At 70.2% G+C, this 17,968-nt stretch carries 14 protein-coding genes and 1 pseudogene; 6 read left to right on the top strand and 9 right to left on the bottom strand.

Annotated elements, in window-relative coordinates; translation table 11 throughout:
• Positions 1 to 116: 116 nt before the first annotated feature.
• The gene (locus MQP27_RS28035; RefSeq protein ID WP_242768683.1) at positions 117 to 3,188 is read right to left on the bottom strand and encodes an FG-GAP-like repeat-containing protein; all 3,072 of its coding nucleotides are present in this window, start codon (positions 3,186 to 3,188) and stop codon (positions 117 to 119) included.
• 126 nt (positions 3,189 to 3,314) lie between these two features.
• On the opposite strand from MQP27_RS28035, the gene MQP27_RS28030 reads away from it, so the two are divergent.
• Both MQP27_RS28030 and MQP27_RS51730 read left to right on the top strand, forming a co-directional pair.
• Positions 3,315 to 3,431 carry a type II toxin-antitoxin system VapB family antitoxin gene (locus MQP27_RS28030; protein ID WP_242768789.1) on the top strand — a complete coding sequence of 39 codons (117 nt, stop codon included), beginning with the start codon at positions 3,315 to 3,317 and terminating at the stop codon, positions 3,429 to 3,431.
• A gap of 50 nt (positions 3,432 to 3,481) precedes the next feature.
• Positions 3,482 to 3,559: pseudogene (locus tag MQP27_RS51730) on the top strand (PIN domain nuclease); the annotation flags it as partial.
• A 122-nt stretch (positions 3,560 to 3,681) separates the two neighbouring features.
• Here the strand turns inward: MQP27_RS51730 and MQP27_RS28025 are convergent.
• Complete coding sequence (locus MQP27_RS28025) at positions 3,682 to 4,125, bottom strand: PIN domain-containing protein (RefSeq protein ID WP_242768682.1); 444 nt, start codon at positions 4,123 to 4,125, stop codon at positions 3,682 to 3,684.
• Complete coding sequence (locus MQP27_RS28020) at positions 4,122 to 4,388, bottom strand: ribbon-helix-helix domain-containing protein (protein WP_242768681.1); 267 nt, start codon at positions 4,386 to 4,388, stop codon at positions 4,122 to 4,124. Before MQP27_RS28020 ends, MQP27_RS28025 begins: the two co-directional genes overlap by 4 nt.
• 458 nt (positions 4,389 to 4,846) lie before the next feature.
• Between MQP27_RS28020 and MQP27_RS28015 the strand changes: the two genes are divergently transcribed.
• Positions 4,847 to 6,367, top strand: coding sequence for a TerD family protein (locus tag MQP27_RS28015; RefSeq protein WP_242768680.1), 1,521 nt, complete (start codon positions 4,847 to 4,849; stop codon positions 6,365 to 6,367).
• A gap of 429 nt (positions 6,368 to 6,796) precedes the next feature.
• Here MQP27_RS28015 and MQP27_RS28010 read toward each other — a convergent pair whose 3' ends face one another.
• The 3 genes from MQP27_RS28010 to MQP27_RS28000 form a co-directional block, all read right to left on the bottom strand.
• The gene (locus MQP27_RS28010) at positions 6,797 to 7,207 is read right to left on the bottom strand and encodes a PIN domain-containing protein (protein WP_242768679.1); all 411 of its coding nucleotides are present in this window, start codon (positions 7,205 to 7,207) and stop codon (positions 6,797 to 6,799) included.
• On the bottom strand, positions 7,204 to 7,425 hold the full coding sequence (locus MQP27_RS28005) for a type II toxin-antitoxin system VapB family antitoxin (RefSeq protein ID WP_242768678.1): 222 nt from the start codon (positions 7,423 to 7,425) through the stop codon (positions 7,204 to 7,206). The genes MQP27_RS28010 and MQP27_RS28005 overlap by 4 nt, the downstream gene beginning before the upstream one ends.
• Before the next feature lie 836 nt (positions 7,426 to 8,261).
• Positions 8,262 to 8,969, bottom strand: coding sequence for a TetR/AcrR family transcriptional regulator (locus MQP27_RS28000; protein WP_242768677.1), 708 nt, complete (start codon positions 8,967 to 8,969; stop codon positions 8,262 to 8,264).
• A gap of 116 nt (positions 8,970 to 9,085) precedes the next feature.
• On the opposite strand from MQP27_RS28000, the gene MQP27_RS27995 reads away from it, so the two are divergent.
• The 3 genes from MQP27_RS27995 to MQP27_RS27985 all read left to right on the top strand — a co-directional run bounded on the left by MQP27_RS27995 (position 9,086) and on the right by MQP27_RS27985 (position 12,296).
• The gene (locus MQP27_RS27995; protein ID WP_242768676.1) at positions 9,086 to 10,117 is read left to right on the top strand and encodes a medium chain dehydrogenase/reductase family protein; all 1,032 of its coding nucleotides are present in this window, start codon (positions 9,086 to 9,088) and stop codon (positions 10,115 to 10,117) included.
• 91 nt (positions 10,118 to 10,208) lie between these two features.
• Positions 10,209 to 11,693, top strand: a complete 1,485-nt coding sequence (locus MQP27_RS27990) for an alpha/beta fold hydrolase (protein ID WP_242768675.1) — start codon at positions 10,209 to 10,211, stop codon at positions 11,691 to 11,693.
• 30 nt (positions 11,694 to 11,723) lie between these two features.
• Positions 11,724 to 12,296: an ester cyclase gene (locus MQP27_RS27985; protein ID WP_242768674.1), complete on the top strand. Its 573-nt coding sequence runs from the start codon at positions 11,724 to 11,726 to the stop codon at positions 12,294 to 12,296.
• Between the two features lie 72 nt (positions 12,297 to 12,368).
• Here the strand turns inward: MQP27_RS27985 and MQP27_RS27980 are convergent, their stop codons facing one another.
• The 3 genes from MQP27_RS27980 to MQP27_RS27970 form a co-directional block, all read right to left on the bottom strand.
• A complete protein-coding gene (locus tag MQP27_RS27980) occupies positions 12,369 to 15,755 on the bottom strand; it encodes a S8 family peptidase (RefSeq protein ID WP_242768673.1) in 3,387 nt (1,128 codons plus the stop codon).
• 177 nt (positions 15,756 to 15,932) lie between these two features.
• A complete protein-coding gene (locus MQP27_RS27975) occupies positions 15,933 to 16,922 on the bottom strand; it encodes an ABC-2 membrane transporter-related protein (protein WP_242768672.1) in 990 nt (329 codons plus the stop codon).
• Positions 16,919 to 17,836, bottom strand: a complete 918-nt coding sequence (locus MQP27_RS27970; protein WP_242768788.1) for an ABC transporter ATP-binding protein — start codon at positions 17,834 to 17,836, stop codon at positions 16,919 to 16,921. The genes MQP27_RS27975 and MQP27_RS27970 overlap by 4 nt, the downstream gene beginning before the upstream one ends.
• Positions 17,837 to 17,968 lie beyond the last annotated feature (132 nt).

Raw genomic sequence — 17,968 nt, 5'->3', positions numbered from 1 at the left:
GTTCGCCGAGTACTCAACAGCTCCAACTGGACCTCGTCTGGCACGCGTTCACCCGAGGGGACAGCACCGAGGAGCCCGCTGCGCCGTTTCGTATTGCAGTGCATCTGCGGGCGGGCTCAGAACACGCCCTTGTACGCCTGCCATCCCGTGGCGATCTTCACGCGTGGGCCGAACGATCCCTTGCCGTTTCCGTTGTTGCGCCACAGGTTGCCGGAGGTGTCACGGGAGATGATGTCCGCTTTGCCGTCGCCGGTGATGTCCCCGACACCCACGATCGCGTTGTACGAGCCGCCCCACGCCGAGAACAGCTTTGCGCGCGCCTTGAAGGTGCCCTTGCCTGTGCCGGTGTAGCGGTACAGGTTGTTGGACTTGTCCTGGGCGAGGAGGTCGCCGATGCCGTCGCCGTTGAGGTCGCCGACGCCCACGATCTTCTTGTACGTCTTCCAGTTGTCGTAGAGCTTCACACGGGACGACAGCTTCCCGGAACTCGTCCCCTTGTAGAGGTAGACGGCTCCCGTGGAGGAGTTGCGGGCCATCAGATCCGGGCGGCCGTCACCGGACACGTCACCCGGCGAGGTCAGGATGTCGTACTGGTTCCAGCCCTTGCCGAGCGAGGCGTGCGGGGTGCTCGTGAGGAAGGCCTGCCCGCGCATGGTCCGGTACACCCGCAGCTCGCCGCTGCTGAACCGGACGAGGACGTCGTTGCGGCGGTCGCCGTTCAGGTCGCCGAAGGGGACCAGCGTCACGGAGGAGGGCCAGCCCGATGCGGGCATGGCCTTGCCGAAGGCTCCCGTCCCGTTGCCCGGCCGGTAGCTGATGACGCCGGACGAGCTGAGGGTCAGGGCGTCGCCGGTCCCGTCGGGCGCCCAGGTACCGCCGTTGGTGAAGTCATGGCGTACGGCGGCTCCGACGGACACCTGCACCGTCCGGGACACCGTCAGTGCCGCCCCCGAACCGTCGGTGGGCAGCGCCGTCAGCTTGAAGGTGTACGAGCCGTTGGGGACGAGCGCGCCCTTGCTGTCGCGCGTGTCCCAGCGCGCGGTCAGGTTGCCCGCAACCTCGCCGCCGGAGAGCGTACGGACCACGGCGCCGGTGGTCTTGCTGGTGAGCGTGGCCGTCCAGGATGCGGCGGGCTTGGAGAGCAGTCCGCGCCACTGCCACCACGGGCTGCTCGCCGCGCTGCTCTCCGACGTGTTGTCGGTCGCCTCCGTCTCGACGGCGGAGAGTTGCTGGGTGGCGACTCCACTGCCGACGAGGTGGATCCGCCGGTCCGCATCGACGTAGGCCACGGGTCCACCGAACTTGTCCACGGTCCACGTCACCCCGCGCAGGCTGGACGTGCCCGCCGCGAGGTCGCCGATCTTGCGGGTGGTCGCGGTGCCGTCTGCGAAGGCGGTGAGCAGAAGCGCCCCGGCCGAGGTGTCGTGCCGTACGACATAGCCGTCGCCGAGCAGGGCCTCGCCGGACGGGACGGTGATGCTCTTCTTCGACGTACGGTCGTACACGCCGGCCGTCGCGGTCGGACCGCAGGACCAGTAGATCCAACGGCCCACCGTCTGGAGCTCCTTGGGAACGCACGGGGCGCCGGTGCTGACGGTGTCGGTGGTCGTGCCGGTCTTCAGATCCCTGGCGGTGACGACGCCGTTGCCGGAGCCCGGCGTCCACAGCTTGGTGCCCCAGACGGAGGCGGCCGTGACGGAGCGGGTGAGGATGGGCTGCAGGTCGGAGTAGACGCCGAGGTCGCCGACGTACTGCTTGGCCGGGGAGGAACCGTTGACGACCGCGTAGCGGCCGGTGATGTCGAGGACGGTCCCGGAAGCCGAGGGCAGGAAGAAGCCCCACTGGTTGTCGAGGGACTCGACGTACGAGCCCTGGGGGTCGGAGTCGGCGGTGAACGTCACCACTTTTCCGTCGCCGGTGGCGTAGGGGCCAGCTCCGCGGCCGTTCCAGGTCTGCCAGGTCGGCGCGCTCGGCGTCCCGTCGTCGGCGATCCGCCGGGTGTAATAGGCGCCCAGGAAGCTGCTGTCGGCCTCGTCGGTGGCCAGGGTGCCGTTCTGCAGCGACAGTCGGTCGATCTTCGCGGCCACCGACGGTACGGCGGTCAACTCCGTCATGGTCGGGGTGCCGGCCCCCGTATCGGTGACCCTGCGTACCGCCCAGTGCCCGGCGTCGGTGCCGCCGACGGCCAGCAGGCTGCCGTCCGGTGCCGTGACGAGGGAACTGTTCGCGTGCCGAAGCAGGGTGATCGGGTCACCGCCGGTGAGCGGGACGGCCATCAGTCGCTCGCCGGACTTGTCGACCCAGTCACTCGGGCTCGACGGAACGGAACGGGCCACCACCAGCCAGCGCCCGGCGATACCCACGGACGGGGTGCCCTCCGTGCCGGGCAACGTCACGGTCGTCTCGGCGGCGGAAAGGTCGGCCCGGTCCAGGACATGAGCGGTCTTGAGGTCGGACCACCAGACCAGTTGGCCGGCGCTCAGAGCGACCCCTGTCGGGGCGACGGCGACGGCCACATCGCCGATGACTTTCGCTGTGGCGAGATCCACGAGCGCCAGGTGCCGCTCGCCGGTTCCCAGCCCGTAGCCGATGACGGCCGTACCGCTGTCGCCGCCCAGCACGCTGAAGTTGGCCGTGATTCCGCTCGGCCATCCCTCGACGAGGGTGCCGTCGGCGGGTGCCCCGCCGCCGTAGAGCCACAGCACGCGGTTGCCGTCGGCGTCCTGGGCCTGGGTCAGCACATGTGTGCCGAAGGTGGCCCGGTATGTGCCATGAGTGAGGGCGATGTCCGTGGTGGTACCGGCGGAGAGATCCCTGAGGACCACTTTCTGCGTGGGCGAGACCACGTCGGTCACGACATCGGACGAGGATCCCAGGTACGCGGGGAGTTCGAGTCGGGCCAGGCTGCCCAGCTCGGTCGTCGTACCGGTGTCGTACGACGTCCACAGATAGCCGGAACGGCCCTCCTGGACATGCAGATAGCCGCTGGTTCCTGCGCTGTGTATCCGGTCGCCGCGCGGTATGTAGCGGTCCGCCTGGAAGACCTTCTCCGTCGCGAGGGCGGTGCTCGCGACACCGTCTTCCGCATCGGCGCTGACGGCGAGCGGGCCGGGACCGGCGGTGACGGCGAGGACCGCCAACGCGGCGATGGCTCGGGCGGTGGTGCGGGGGGTGGTACGACGGGCCATCGTCGCCTCCTGGGCCTCTCAGCAGAAAAGGCGTGACGGAACGGCGACGGCCGATCAGACGCACGTCGACGATGCTGCGAAAATGTCCAGCCCCCCGAGCCGCCCCCCACGCACAGCGGCACGAGAATAACAGCAGGCCCAAGCGAATCAGGAGGCACCAGCACCAAGAAGGAAACGGTCAACACCGCCCTGCGCGAGGTGCTCGAAAACCGGCGGCGCGCTCTGGCACTTACCCGCTGGTGAAAGCCGCGCAGTTCCTGATCGACACCAGCGCGCTCGCCCGCCTCCTGCGCGGCGACGCCGATCTGGTGGTGGCTGCCACGGCCGAGTTGCAGGGGCTCACTCTGCTGCACCGCGACCGCGACTTCGAGTTGCCCCTGTACTCCGAGCTTGGGCACGCAGCGACGGCGGACACCCGTCCTGCACGTGCTTCGTCGTGGGCGGTGCACAAGCCTCGTGCGGGGGCGGGCACTTGGCCGCCGAGGGCCCTGCGTCAGAGCGGGAGGTCGTCAGGGAGTACCCGGAACGCCTTGTAGCGGCCCAACGGACGTACGGCCCGGAAGTCTCGTCGGTCGAGGGTGAGAATCGCGTCTGTGTCGTAGTCGGCCGCGAGCGCCACGTTCACCGCGTCGGCGAGGTCGAGGTCCAGCGCGCGGTAGCGGACACGGACGGACTGGGCGGCGCCAAGGTGGTCCTCGGTGATCTCCGGCATGACGACACGCCCCCGGCTCATCCAGCGCCGCAGGTCGTCGGCCGCGCAGAGGGCGGCTTCCCTGCCGAGCTCACGCGTCGCCACGTGATCCAGTTCGGCCAGTAGGAGCGGGGACATGACCAGCAGGCCCGCCGCCATGATCGCCTCGTTCACCGCCCGGTGTTCCGGATGAGCCGAGTCCAGGGCTGCCAGAAGGCCGGACGTATCGGCGATGACAATGATCACGCGGCCGGTCCGGAACCCGAGCCGGTCTCACGCCGGACAGCCTCGGTGACCGCGTCCCGGACCTCCGGCTTGGACAGCGTGCGTCCCGGCCCCTCGAAGGTGCGCGAGAACAGCGGCTCGTCCCAGACCCGGTTCGCCATGGCCGCAAGGTGAATGCCCTGGCGAATGATCTCGGCCTCGCTTATACCTCGGCGCTTGGCGGCCTCCTTGATGATGGCCAGGTCCTCGGGGTCGGCGTAGACGTTGGTGCGTTTCATGGACATGTACCAAGAGTAGTCCATGTACCGGATTGATGTATCCGGCGCGCTTTCTCCATGTCCCAGCTGCCCCGGACCAGCTGAGCCGACCTCATGGGCCCCGTCCGGTGCCAGACTGATCCCGGGGAGAGGGGTATGTCATGGGGTTCGGTTTCCGTGTCGGTGTACCTGGGATGAGTGTGCGGGTCTCCACTCGTGGAGTGCGCACCTCGATCGGGCCACGTGCGGCGAGGCTCAGCGTGGGCAGCGGCGGCGCCAGGATGTCGACCGGACTCGGCCCCTTCTACGCGTCGAGTTCCCTCAGCGGCAATCGACGACGCACCAGTACGCGGCGTACGACACGATCTCGTACGGTCGCCCCGTCAATCGCGCAACTGGACCGGGCGCGCCGCCAGGCGGAGCGGGCTCAGCAGGAGGCGGAGCGCGATGCCGCCATCGCTCAGTTGCGGGAGCTGAGGCGGCAAATGACCAGCGTTCACCTGGAGTCCTTCCCCGCGGCGCATCTGCCCGTCATCCCGGACGCCCCCCAACTGAGCCTGTCCTGGGCGCTCGCCGAAGCCCGGACATTCCATCTTCAGGGCGTGGGGCGGCTGGCCCGCGCGGAGAGGGCTGCGGCCAGGCAACGGGCGGAGCAGGACGCGCCCGCCTACCTGGCCGCCGAGACAGCGCGACTGCGAGACATCCGCCGTCACTTGACGGACGAGGCCGAACACTGGTGGCAAGCCCTGCTCGCCAATGACGAGGACACCGTCTGCGAAGCGGTGAACACCGCCTTCTCGGACAACCCGGCCGCCGGCTGTGCCGTAGGCGTGGACGGCTCAGTGCTGTCCGTCGTCATGCGGCAACAGGACCTCGACTCCATGCCCGCTCAGGCACCTGGGCTCACACCCGCCGGACACCCGACGCTGAAGAACCTCACCAAACGGGACCGCGTCCTGTGGTGGCTGACGTCCATGGGTTCCAACATCGTCGCCACGCTGAAGGAGGGCTTTGCCACCGCACCCGGCATCACGGCCATCGACCTCGCCGTGCTGACCCGCTTGCCCGACACCCAGCGCCTCGGCTTCGTGGCCTACGGTCGCTGGACGCGCCAGGCGATCGGGTCCACGCCCTGGCGGGAACCCGAGGACGCCCTGCGCTTCCAGGACATCGGACAGGACGTCGCCTGCTCCGTCACCACCACCGCATCGGGCCACCTGTCCAGCGCGATCAAGCCGCTGGAAACCAGCCGCGTGCCCGGCCTCCAGGACCTGCTCGACCACGCTCAGGACGAATCCGGCACCGGCGAACTCTCCCTCGCCGACATCGACGTCACCCTCGGCGTCGGCACCCCGCCCGACGACCGGGCCCCACTTACCGATCCCTACCGGATCAAGCCGTTCGCCGAATGGAAGCAGGAGACGTCGGCAGGACCGCCTCCTGTGCCCGTCACACCGCCCGCGCTGCCTGTCTCGCTCATCCCCGGCCAGACCCTCGTCCTGCCCGAGGTCGCCTGGCAGGGGCTGCGCGTCGCCTTCAGCTTCGCCGGCGCGGACGCGGACCTCACCCTCTTCCTGACCGGTGAGGACGGCCGGGTGGCGGCTGACGAGGACTTCGTCTTCTACAACCAGCCCTTCTCTGCCGATGGTGCCGCACGGCTTCTGGGCAAGCGGCAAGAGGGTCCGTACACCGTCGAACGCGCCACCCTTCACCTGGCTGCCCTGCCCGAACGAGTGCGTCGCGTCGCCATCGCCGTCAACATGGACGTCGACACGGGCCTGAACTGCGGCTCGCTCACCCACGCTGCCTTGCACATGGACTGCGTGACCGGGTCGGCATGGGCTTTCCAGCCCTCCGCGAACCCGGATATCCGAGCCATGGTCGTCGCCGAGCTCTATCGGCACACCGTCGACGGCCTACCCGCGTGGAAGCTGCGGGCCCTGGGGCAGGGATGGGCGGACGGCCTCGACGGCCTCGCCCGCGCCTACGGGGTCGACGTCGAATGACAGCCGGAAGCCCACCCCGCCTACGCATCCGCAACCACACATGTCCGGGGCCCGGGGCACCTGGACGCGTAACCCTCCCAAGGTCCGACGCCCGTCCCCCAGACCAATTGCTCCGGAGCCGTGCCCATAGCGTGCCCGCAAGGACGGAAAACCACGGACAGCAGCGGTGTAATCCGGCCCGCCCGACCCCTTCGATGGCCAGGTATCTGCGCTGGTCAGAGCCCATGGAGCCCCGCAGGAACAGGCCGACGGGCGCACGAAGATTGGGCACGTGGAGGGCACGGTTCTCGGCGGTCATGGCAGCCTCACCGGATCTGACCGCGGACGGTACCTGACGGATGGCGTGTGCGGACATCACAGCCCTGTTGGTTACCCAACTCGTGCCCGGTGGACAGGACTTCAACGATCCCGCCGCGGTACAGCACCCCCTCAGGCGATGTCGTGGATGTTGTGCTCGCTCAGGTCGGATGCGTGCCGGGCCATGGCACGGTAGTCGGCGTCGTCGTGGAGGACGGCGAGGCCGTGGTGGGCCGCGGTCGCGGCGATGACCAGGTCGACCGCCGATGCGCTGCGGTGCTGCCCGGCCCGGGCCATGCGCTGCTGCACCGCGCCGATCCAGCGCCCTGCGTTCTTCGGCACCGACACGTCGGGGTACAGGTCAGTGAACATCTCCACGATCTCGTCGTACTCGCGGCCGTTCCGGGCACCGTGGAGGAACTCGGTTCGCTGCACGTAGCAGGACGCGATGGCACCGGCGTTGATCGCGTCGTACCAGGCCGACTGCAGTTTCGGGTTCCGGAGCAGTCGAACCAGGCCGGAGGTGTCGAGCAGGTAGATCACCGACTGCTCTTCTCCGCCTCGTGCAGGCGCTCGGCGTCCTCGACAGCGCCCCACTCACGCGCACGTTCGAAGTGGCGACTGATGCGCGCGGCACGCTCCTGCTGCTCGGCGTAGAAGTTCAACGCGAGATTGACCGCTTCCTTCTTGGTCCTGACCTTGGACAGAGCCATGGCCCGTTCCAGGGCGTCATCGTCGATATCGATCTGGGTCACAGACATGCAGCCGCCTCCTTCGCAATGTTGGTGATGTACATAGAAGAATATGTCGCCAACATCCTTGGGTCCAGGCGAGCCAGGGGCACACGTGCAGCGTGTGCCCGGCCGCTACCGTCTGCCGACTGTGAGTGTGCTCACCGCCCGGCTGACCGAGTCCGTCGTACGTGTCGGTCATGGACGTCGACGGGCACTGTCTTCAAGACGGGCGCGCCGGTTCGTCAAATCGTCACCTTGGATGACACCTCTCTGCTCCCTGTTTTCGTGGCCCAAGCCGCCGCGGGCTCGCCGGTACAGCCTGAGGTCTGCCGTCAGCGGGCCTGCTGGACCTCGGCCGGGGAAGCCGCCCGGGCAGGCGCTCCCGAAACGAGGTTCTTCCGCGATCGTCAGACGTGGTCGGCCGGCCTACGACCGTTCGGCAGGACAGGGTCGTCAACGGCAAGAAGAGCGTCCGTGGTTTCCACCACCTGCCAGGCCCGCCGGCACGCGGCCGGGGTACGCAAGAAGACCCCGAGGTCCCGGGAAAAGATGCCCGCCCGGGCAGCACATGAAGGGGTCAGCTATCCATGTGCGCACCCGTCGGCGAGCGCCGTGCCCACAGCGTGTCCATAAGACCGGTGAACCACGGTCAACTACGGTGCGACATTGGCTCCCGGTTGCCGCTCCAGAGCACGCATGGCCAGGTCAGACGCTATCCGGCTCCTCAAGCGCCGTCCCTTCCCAAGCTGAGAGCGCGAGTTCGGTTCTCGTCACCCGCTCCATGTGGAACCCCCAGGCCGGCCGGAGGCCCGGGGGTTCTTTTTGTCGCGTAGGTGATGAGGCCCGCCTTGACGGGTCGGCTGTCAACGGCGTCGTGTGAGCTGTTGCAGTTCGGTGTCGTAGAGCAGCGCCGGGTCGAGGCCCATGCCGGTGAAGTGGCCTGCCAGTTCCAGGGACAGGATGCCGTGGAGGCGGGTCCAGAAGGACAGGGCGCGGCGTAGGGCGGGTGGGGCCGCGGGGTGGTCGGCCGCCCACTGCCCGTGCTCGGCGAGGTGGGCTTCGAGGCGGGCCTCGTCGGGGTCGGCCGCAGCGGCGTCGGCGGAGGCGTCGGCGGGATCACCGGCGGGCTGGGCGGCGTCGAGGAGGCCGGCCATGATCTCGGACGCGATCGTGGTGATGTCGTCGGGGGCGTGGTAGCCGGGGACCGGTGTGCCGTAGACGAGGAAGTAGCGCTGGGGGTCGTCCAGCGCCCAGGTGCGCAGCGCGTGCCCGAGCCCGGCCAGGTCCGCTCCGGACGCGGCGGCGTCGCGCATGGTGTCGGCGAGGCTGCGGTAGGCGTCCCGGACCAGTTCGGTGATCAGGTCGTCTCGGCTGGCGAAGTACCGGTAGAGCGCGGGTCCGCTCATGCCCATCTGTCTGGCAATGGCGTTCAGGGACAGCCCTGATGCCCCCGACGCGGCGATCTGCTCCCAGGCGCGCTCCTTGATCTCCGTACGCAACTGGGTCCGGTATCGCTCCCGCGGCGTCGCCCCCTCGCCCTTGGTCGCCATGCGCCCCATCCCTTCGTTCATCGAGTCACTTCCGTTAGACCCTATCGCGAAAGCACTTGACCCTCACGGCTGCGGCAGTTATAACTTCTAACGAACGAGTTAGACACTTACGTGCGTGAGAGCCTCTGGAGGGTGTCGTGAGCGCCGAAACACTGGTCGAAGTCGTACTGCCGGGCACGGTGGAGCCCGAAGGGCTGCAGATACGGCAGGGAGCCGTCCCCACCCCCGGTCCGGGTCAGGTCCTGATCCGCCTGGAGGCGACCGGCGTCTCCTTCGCCGAGCAGCAGATGCGCCGAGGTCGCTACTACGACCAGCCGCCGTTCCCGTTCGTCCCCGGCTACGACCTGGTCGGCACCGTCGCGCAGACCGGAGACGGGGTCCGTCCGGCCCTGGTCGGCACCCGGGTGGCCGCGCTGGTCAAGGTCGGCGGCTGGGCCAGCCACGTGATCGTCGACGCCGCCGACGCGGTGCCGGTCCCCGACGGGATCGGCGCGGCCGAGGCGGAGACCGTGGTGGTCAACGGCATCACCGCCTGGCAGATGCTGCACCGCAAGGCCCGGGTGCGCGCGGGGCAGACCGTCCTGGTGCACGGCGCCAACGGGGGCGTCGGCTCGGTCCTCGTCCAACTCGCCCACGCCGCGGGGGTGAAGGTGATCGGCACCGCCTCCGCGCGCCACCACGACGCCCTGCGGGAACGGGGAGTGACCCCCGTCGACTATCGCACCGAGGACGTTCCGGCCCGTGTCCGTGAGCTCGCCCCGGGCGGTGTGGACGCCGTCTTCGATCACGTCGGCGGTCGCAGCGCCGTCGACTCCTGGCACCTCCTCGCACCCGGCGGAACGCTGGTCTGCTACGGCAGCGCCTCCACCCGGGACGACAGCGGCTCCAAGCAGTGGCCCGTGCTCAAGCTGCTCGGCCGGGTGTGGCTCTGGAACGCGTTGCCGAACCGCCGCCGCGCCTACTTCTTCAACGTCTGGGCCGGCCGCGCCTTCAGCCGCAGTCGCTTCCGGGCCCGGCTGCACTCCGACCTCACCGAGGTGTTCGCGGCGCTCGGGCGTGGCGAGATCACCGCTCAGATCGCCGCCCAGCTGCCGCTCGTCCGTGCCGCGGAGGCGCTGCGGCTCGCGGAGTCCGGCACCGTCGCCGGGAAGGTCGTACTCCAGCCGTAGCGCACTGCGCGCGGCAGTCGGCGATCGCACCGCCCCCGACCTGCCTTTTTCCACGCCGACCTCGGCGCCAACGACACCCCGGAGAGCCTTCATGTCCAGAATCGCGAAGTACGTCCGCCGGACCCTCGCCGGCTTCGGCGCCCTGGCGGTGACGGCGACGCTCGCCGCACCGGCGATCGCCGCCCCCGCCCAGGGCTACGAGAAGAGCCCCATCGACCGGATCAGCTGGAGTGCCTGCACCGACGCCGAATTCCAGGGCATGCAGTGCGGCACGCTGCGGGTCCCGGTGGACTACGCCCGCCCGCACGCCGGCAGCCTCACGCTGGCCCTGGTCCGCCGCCCCGCCGACGACCAGGCCCACCGTCAGGGCACGTTGCTGCTCAACGACGGAGCCGGCGGATCGTCGGTCGAACAGCTGCGGCTGGCGATGCGGATCGGCTTCCCGGCGTTCGCCGGAGCCATGAGCCAGAAGTTCGACCTGGTCGCGGTGGACCCGCGCGGGGTGGGACACAGTACGCCGATCACCTGCGCGGAACCCCTCAAGCCGGCCGGCGTCAGCCACTTCCCCGGCACCCGGGCGGCGTTCGACAAGCTCGTGGCCCACAACCGCGCCTTCGCCGCGGACTGCCTGCGGCGCAACGGCCCCCTGGTCGCCCACGTCGACCTGACCTCCACCGCCCGGGACTTCGAAGCGGTGCGGGCCGGGCTGGGCGAGAAGCAGCTGAACTGGTACGGCATCCACTACAGCACGCTGCTCGGGCGCACCTACGCCAAGCTCTACCCCGGCCGACTGCGCACGATGGTCCTCGACACCGCCCTGGACGACACCACGTCGCCGACCAAGCGGATCGTCCGGGAGGCGGCCACCGCCGAGGAGGCGTTCGACCGCTTCACCGCCTGGTGCGCCGCGTCGACGGACTGCGCCCTGCACGGCAAGGACGTCGCGGCCGAGTACGACGCCCTCGTCGCCCGTGCCGACCGTGCCCCCATCCCGGTCACCGGCGGCGGGCGGCCGCTGACCGGCGAGGACATCCGCGGCGCCACCCAGGACTACCTGACCCTCGCGAGCGTCACCTGGCCGCTCTTCGCGCAGGCCGTCGCCAAGGCCGAGGCCGGTGACGCGACGGACTTCACCTACGACCCCGACGACACCCTCAACCCCGTACAGGTCCAGGTCCCCGCCTGCTTGGACAACGCGCGGCCGGTGACCACGTATCACCAACTGGCCCGGCTGCAGAGGAAGTTGGCGCGGGTCTCCCCGCACCTCGGGGGCGCCGTCCGCTCATACACCGCGCTCGTCGGCTGCCTCGGCTGGCCCGTTCCGGCCGAGCCCGTCGCCGCCGGGGCCACGGTGTACGGCGCGCCGCCCGCGCTCATCGAGCAGTCCACCCACCAGGCCCTCGCTCCCCACAGCGCGGGCTACGCCATGGCGGCCCAGCTGCCCGGCAGCGTCGTCCTCAGCCGCGAAGGCGACGACTACAGCATGTTCCTGCTCTCCCAGTGCGTGCGCGACGCCACGAACAAGTACCTGACCACCCGCGTCCTGCCGGCACCCGGCACCACCTGCACCGACTGACTCCCCCCACCGGAAACACGAGGTACCGCCATGACCACCGCCCGCCGCAGGCTCCGCCTGATCGTCCCCACGGCACTGGCCGCGCTGGCCGTCACCGCCACCACGGCCGCCGCCCACACGGCGCCGACATCCGCAGCCGCGCACGCGGTCACCACGCACACCCACCAGGAACCCACGATGAACACGAAGGACACGCAGGCGATGCTCGACGCCTGGATCCAGGTCTGGAACGGCGACTTCGCCCAGGCGCCCGGCATCATCTCTCCCGGCTTCCGGGTCCACGCCGCCCTCCTCGACGGCGGTGACGGCAGCTCCGTCAGAGGCGTCGACGGGCTGGTCGCCTGGATCGGCCAGACCCGCGCGGCCTTCCCCGACCTGCGCTTCTCCGCGCAGGTCGAGCCCCTGATCGACGGCCACTACGCTTCCGTGCGCTGGACCGCCACCGGCACCTACGCCGGCGGCTTCCCCGGGGCCAGGGCCGAGCCGGGGACGGCCGTCACCTTCACCGGCACCGACACACTGCGCATACGAGACGGCAAGTTCGTGGAGTACTGGCTCAATTCGGACACCCTGGAACTGCTCAAGCAGCTCCAGGTCGTCTGACTCACACACCAAAGCCGCTGCCGCCCTCCCCAGCACTCGGGGAGAGCGGCAGCGGTGAGTGCTGACCTCTGGTCACTTCACCGTGCGGTACGCCTGCCAGACGGTCTGCTTCAGGGTGTTGCCGTTCGCGTCCGTCAGGGTGGCGCGCAGCGACACCGTGCCGGGCTTGGCCGGGTGCCGGAGGTCGAGCTGTTTGCCGTTGGGGTCGACCGGGGCCTTCTTCCAGGTCTTTCCGTTGTCGTACGACACCTGGAAGGCGAGCCCCCGGAGGTGACCGGCCTTGCCCGCGCCCTGGACGGTGAAGGGCACCGCGAAGGTCGTACCGGCCTTGGTCGTGCCGGACAGCGACAGGTTCGGCGTGAAGCGGACGACCGACAGCGGCAGTTGCTTCTCGGTGCTCCCGGTGACGTGCGCCGAGCGGAAGGTCCACTCGGCCGCGACGCGGGTGCTCGTCGGGAAGACCGCCGAGGAGCGGGAGACGTCGGTGCTGAGCCGGTACGTGGCCGCTCCGGCCGGGAGGGTGTACGTGTCTCCTTCCAGCGGGGTAGCGGTGGCGAAGATCTTGGTGCCGTCCGCGTAGAGGGAGCTACGGGCCTTGGTGTAGGCGGAGTCGCCCACGTTGCCGGCGCCGTCCGAGAAGAGCGGCAGGTACGCCTGGAAGGTGTCGCCGAGGCGCGCCGCGCCGGGCCGGGTGTCGCCCGGGGTGAGGGTGCCGGAGGGCAGGGCCGGACCGAGGACGGCGGTGTTGAAGCGCACGATGTGGTCCTGGCCTGCGGTGAAGGCCCTCGGTGCGGCGGACTGGTCGGCACGCCAGACGGGGTCGCCGTCGGCGCCCGCGAGGCCGTACTCGGAGGCTGCGTAGTGCCACTTGATGCCGTTGGGGAGGACGTAGTCGGTGCCGGTCAGCGGCAGCCTGCCCTCGGTCGGGGTGAAGTCGAACCAGTCTCCCGAGCCGGGCTGGAGCGGGGCCGCGATGACGCTGTAGGTGTCGCCTTTGGCGAGCGGGCCGACCTGGACCTTGACCTTGGCGAGCTGGTTCTGCCGCACCTTCGCGGTGAAGCCCGACAGGTCGCCGGTGCGGTTCCAGGCCAGCCTGTAGTTCACGGCCTTGTGCGTCCAGGTTCCGCTGTACTGCACGTATGCCTCGGAGGCGGGCACCTTGGCGCCGAGTTGCCCGAAGCGGATGGTGCCGAAGTCGTCGGGGAGGTAGCTGGAGAGATAGCTCTTGCCGTCGAGATGGACACCGAGGTTGGCCACGGCTTCGGTGTTCTTCGCGGCGGCGTCGGGCACGGAGATACGGACCGGCTTGGTCTTGCGGGCGTCCATGACCAGGGTGGTGTCCTTGGTCAGCGCGACCTTGGGCTGGAAGAGCACCGCGTCGGCGGTGGAGTCCGCGTCGTCGCGTATCCGGCCGTCCAGGGTGTAGCGGCCCTTCGGCAGCCGGACGGTGGCCGTGCCGTCGGACCCGGCGGCGAAGTCGTTGAAGACCTCGGCGTCCCAGCCGTACACAGTGCTGTCGGCGCTGGTGGCGGGCTTGCCGTCGAGGCCGACGTACTTGACGGTCAGGTTGTACGACTCGATCTCGCGGGTCACGCCGAGGGCGGTGCGTACGCTCGTGGCGCCGTCGGCGGAGGTCGCGGTCAGCGAGCCGCCGAACTCGCCGTCGGCCGTGCCGGCGCGGGTGTCGGCGGTGACGGTGGCGGTCGCCTCGCCGCCGGCCGGGACGGTGAGCCGGTGCTGGGACACCGTGAACATGCCGTCGGGGGCGGGCTTTCCGTCCGGGCCGACGGCGTCGACGCCCAGGTCGAGGGTGACCGGCCGGTCACCGGCGTTGTGGTAGGTGACCTGCTTGGTGACGGGCTTGTCGTCGGCGTGCGGCCACTGCTGGACGCCGAAGCTCACCGCGGTCGGGCCGCTGGTGACCTGCTGCTTGATGGCTTTGGTGAGGTCGACGCGGCCGGTTCCCTGGGCGTACGAGGAGGCACCGGCGGTCGGCTTGGCGGAGGCGGTGAGCGCGGCCTTGATCTGCCGGCCGGTCCAGTCGGGGTGCTCCTCGGCGAGGATCGCGGCGGCTCCGGCGACATGCGGGGTCGCCATCGACGTACCGCTCATCGAGACATAGCCGTCGGCGGCCGGATCACCCATGTAGCCCTTCGCCGCCTTCGCGGCGACGATGCCCACACCAGGCGCGGTGATGTCCGGCTTGAGGGCGCCGTCGGCCGTCGGGCCGCGGCTGGAGAAGTCGGCGATGGCGTCCTGCCGGTCCACCGCACCCACGGTCAGAGCGGCCGCGGCGCTGCCCGGCGAGCCGACGGTGCCCGCTTGGGGGCCCTCGTTGCCGGCGGCGATGACGAAGAGGGTGCCGGAGGCGGCGGACAGGTCGTCGACCGCCTGCTCGATGGGGTCGGTGCCCGGGGTGTCCTCCCCGCCCAGGCTGAGGTTGACCACCTTGGCGCCCTGGGCGACCGCCCACTGCATCCCGGCGATGATGCCGGAGTCGTCCCCCATGCCGTCGTCGCCGAGCACCTTGCCCACCAGCAGCCGCGCGCCGGGGGCGACCCCCTTGTACTTCCCGCCGGACTTCGCCCCGGAGCCCGCGATGGTCGAGGCGACGTGGGTGCCGTGGCCCGCGCGGTCGACGACGTCGTCGGCCGCTCCCGACCCGGAGAAGTTCTTCTCCGCGTCGATACGGTCCTTCAGGTCCGGGTGGGTGGCGTCGATGCCGGTGTCGAGCACAGCGACCTTGACGCCCTTGCCGTCGTACCCGGCGGCCCAGGCGGTCGGCGCGCCGATCTGCGGCACGCTCTTGTCGAGGCTGGCCTTGACCTTGCCGTCCAGCCAGATCCTCGCGACCTTCGCGGAACTGGTCGCGGCGAGCGAACGCGTCTGCGCGCCACTGCCGGTGAGGGTCTGCCAGAGCGCGGCGCCCCGCGCCTTGGGAGCCCGCAGCGCATCGCCGTTGATGCTCGGCAGGTCGCGGCGCACCTGGGCGCCGGAGGCCGAGAACGTGCTGCCGGCCAGGGACTTGCCCTTGGCGTACTGCACGATCACCGGCAGGTCGGACCGCCTGGCGTCGTCGTAGTGCAGGGACGTCAGCTCCGTGACGTCGAACAGCCGCCGGTCGGCCTTGCCGCTCGCGATCAGTGCCGAGGCGTCCTGCGGTACGACGTAGGTGTGTCCTCTGGCCTGCTGGATGCGGAACGTGGTCTGCTCGCGGCCCTTGGCGGGCGTGACACGGGTGACCTTGCCGGCGGCGTCCAGGGTGACCCGGTCGCCGGTGATCAGGGTGACGGTTCTCGAAGTCCCGGTCGGTGCGGGGGTGTTGTTCGTGGTCCGGCTCGCCGCCCGGGGCTTCGGCGCCGCCTGGGCCGTACCGCCGGTGGCCGCCGCGGTGACGAGCAGGGCGGCCGCGACGGCACCGCCCGTCAACTGTCTTCTGTGCTTCCTGGTCGGCTTCAACTCGGGTCCTTCCCGGTGGGCGTGAGGGAGTCGGCGGCCCGGCACGCGGGCAGCGGGCAGCGGGCAGCACGAAGGCACGGCTCGGCGACCGCGGGGCGGTGTGCGGCCGGGGGTGGGTGTTCTGAGGGTGGGTGTCCTGAAGGCGGGCGCTCTGGACGCGGGTGTCCTGGCGATACGTCAGATGACGGGCTTACGGCCCCAGACGAAGATGAACGCGATGACCGCGACGGTCAGAGCCAGCAGGACGGATGCGCCGAACCACTGCATGGAGGACATCTGGGAGAAGGGGAGGTACTCGACGTGCCAGCCCACGATGCCCTTCTGGTGGAGACAGGCCTGCTGCGCCTTCTCCGTCGACTCGCCGACGCAGGTGCCCCAGCCGTAGAGCTTCCCGGAAGCCGTGGTGAACGACTCGTCCAGCAGGGTGCCGTTGCCGGGCACGGCCGGGGCGCTGGACGTCAGGACGTCCGAGCGGGTGGTGAGGCTGAGGGGGTTGCCGAGTTGCAGCCGGAAGTACGACCAGACGAGCTGCACGGCGACCGCGAAGCCGAAGGTGACGACCATGGAGAGCAGGGTGCGGCGCAGCACCATGCCGATCGCGACGCCGCCGACCAGGGTGAACAGGGTGAGCGCGGTCGGCACCGGCCCGGTGTTGTCGAAGACGGCTCGCTCGCTCCACCCGATGACGCTCGTGTCCTTCACCGGTGACCACCACCAGCCGAACAGCTGGGAGAGCACGACCGTGCCCACGAGGACCACCAGGACGGTGACGCCGAGCTTGGTGGCGATCCACCGGATGCGGCTCACGGACTGCGAGGTGACCAGTTTGGCGGTGCCGTTCTCCAGGTCGCCGGCCATGAGCGGGGCGCCGACGAAGACACCGATCAGGATGGGGAGGAAACCGAGGCCGTATCCGGTCAACGTCAGCGTGCTGCCGACACTCGTCTCCCAGCCGCCCGACTTCGGGTGCGGCCACCCGAGGGCGTGGAGGGTGTCCATCATCCCCGTGCGCTGGTGGACCATCCAGCCGGCGGCGAGGACCGTACCGCCGACGAGGGTCCAGAAGGCGGCCCGGTGCTGGCGCCAGACCAGCCAGTTGAGGCCGGTGAGGCGCGGGCCGCGGCCGGTGGCGGCCGAGGAGGTACGGGCACTCGTCATGGTGGTCATGCCGCCACCGCCTTCGCGAGGTTCCGGTCGCCGACCTGGGATTCGTTGGTGATCAGGGGTGGCACCTGCGGGGAGCGCAGATAGGCGAGCAGGAGTTCCTCCAGGGTGGGAGTCTCGGCCTGCCAGACACCGTCGACCGGTCCGGCCGGGCGTACCAGCGCGGTGATCCGGTACCCGTCCGCGCGGGAGTCCACGACGGTGTGACGCGCGAGTGCGGCGTCCGCACCGGCGGGGCCGGTCGCCTGGAAGGTGCCGGTCAACCGGACGTGGGCGGAGCGCAGTTCGTCCACCCCGCCGGCCAGCCGCAGGCCGCCGTCGGCGATGACGACCAGATGGTCGCAGACGTTCTCCAGCTCCGCGAGCATGTGGGTCGACATCAGCACGGTGGTGCCGTGCGCGGCGGCCTCGGCCATCAGGGCGCCCATCAGTTCATGGCGCACCAGCGGGTCGAGGTCGGACATCGGTTCGTCGAGTATCAGCAGGTCGGGGCGCTTGCCGAAGGCGACGGCGAAGGCGACGCGGGTGCGCTGCCCGCCGGACAGGGTGCCGATCCTCGCCTCGAAGGGCACATTGCCCGCCCGGACGATGTTCTCGGCGGCCCGCTGGTCCCAGCCGGGGTTCAGCTCCCGCCCCAGACGCAGCGTCTCGGCCACGGTGAAGCGCCGGTAGAGCGGCTTCTCCTGGGCGAGGAACGCGGTGCGGCGCTGGGCCTCCGGGGAGCCGGGGGCCGTGCCGAACACCCGTACGCTGCCGGTGGTCGGGGCGAGGAGGTCGGCCGCCATCCCCATCAGGGTCGTCTTTCCCGCGCCGTTGGGGCCCACCAGACCGCAGATCCGGCCGGCGGGCAGCCGGAAGGAACAGTCCTTCAGGGCCCATCCCCGCCGGTACTTCTTTCCCACGCCGTACGCCTCGATCGCGGCCGGCGCCCCGCCACGGGGCCTGCCGTGGCCGGCCGTCGGACCCGTGCCGAGAAAGGTCGTCACGTCATCGCTCCGGCCTCTGTTCACAGTGCTCACCTCGGTTCCTCATTCCTCACGCATCGTGTT

The sequence above is a fragment of the Streptomyces cylindrosporus genome, assembly GCF_022698165.1.
In the GTDB taxonomy this organism is placed as follows: domain Bacteria; phylum Actinomycetota; class Actinomycetes; order Streptomycetales; family Streptomycetaceae; genus Streptomyces; species Streptomyces cylindrosporus.
This window is presented reverse-complemented; position numbering and strand designations above follow the sequence as displayed.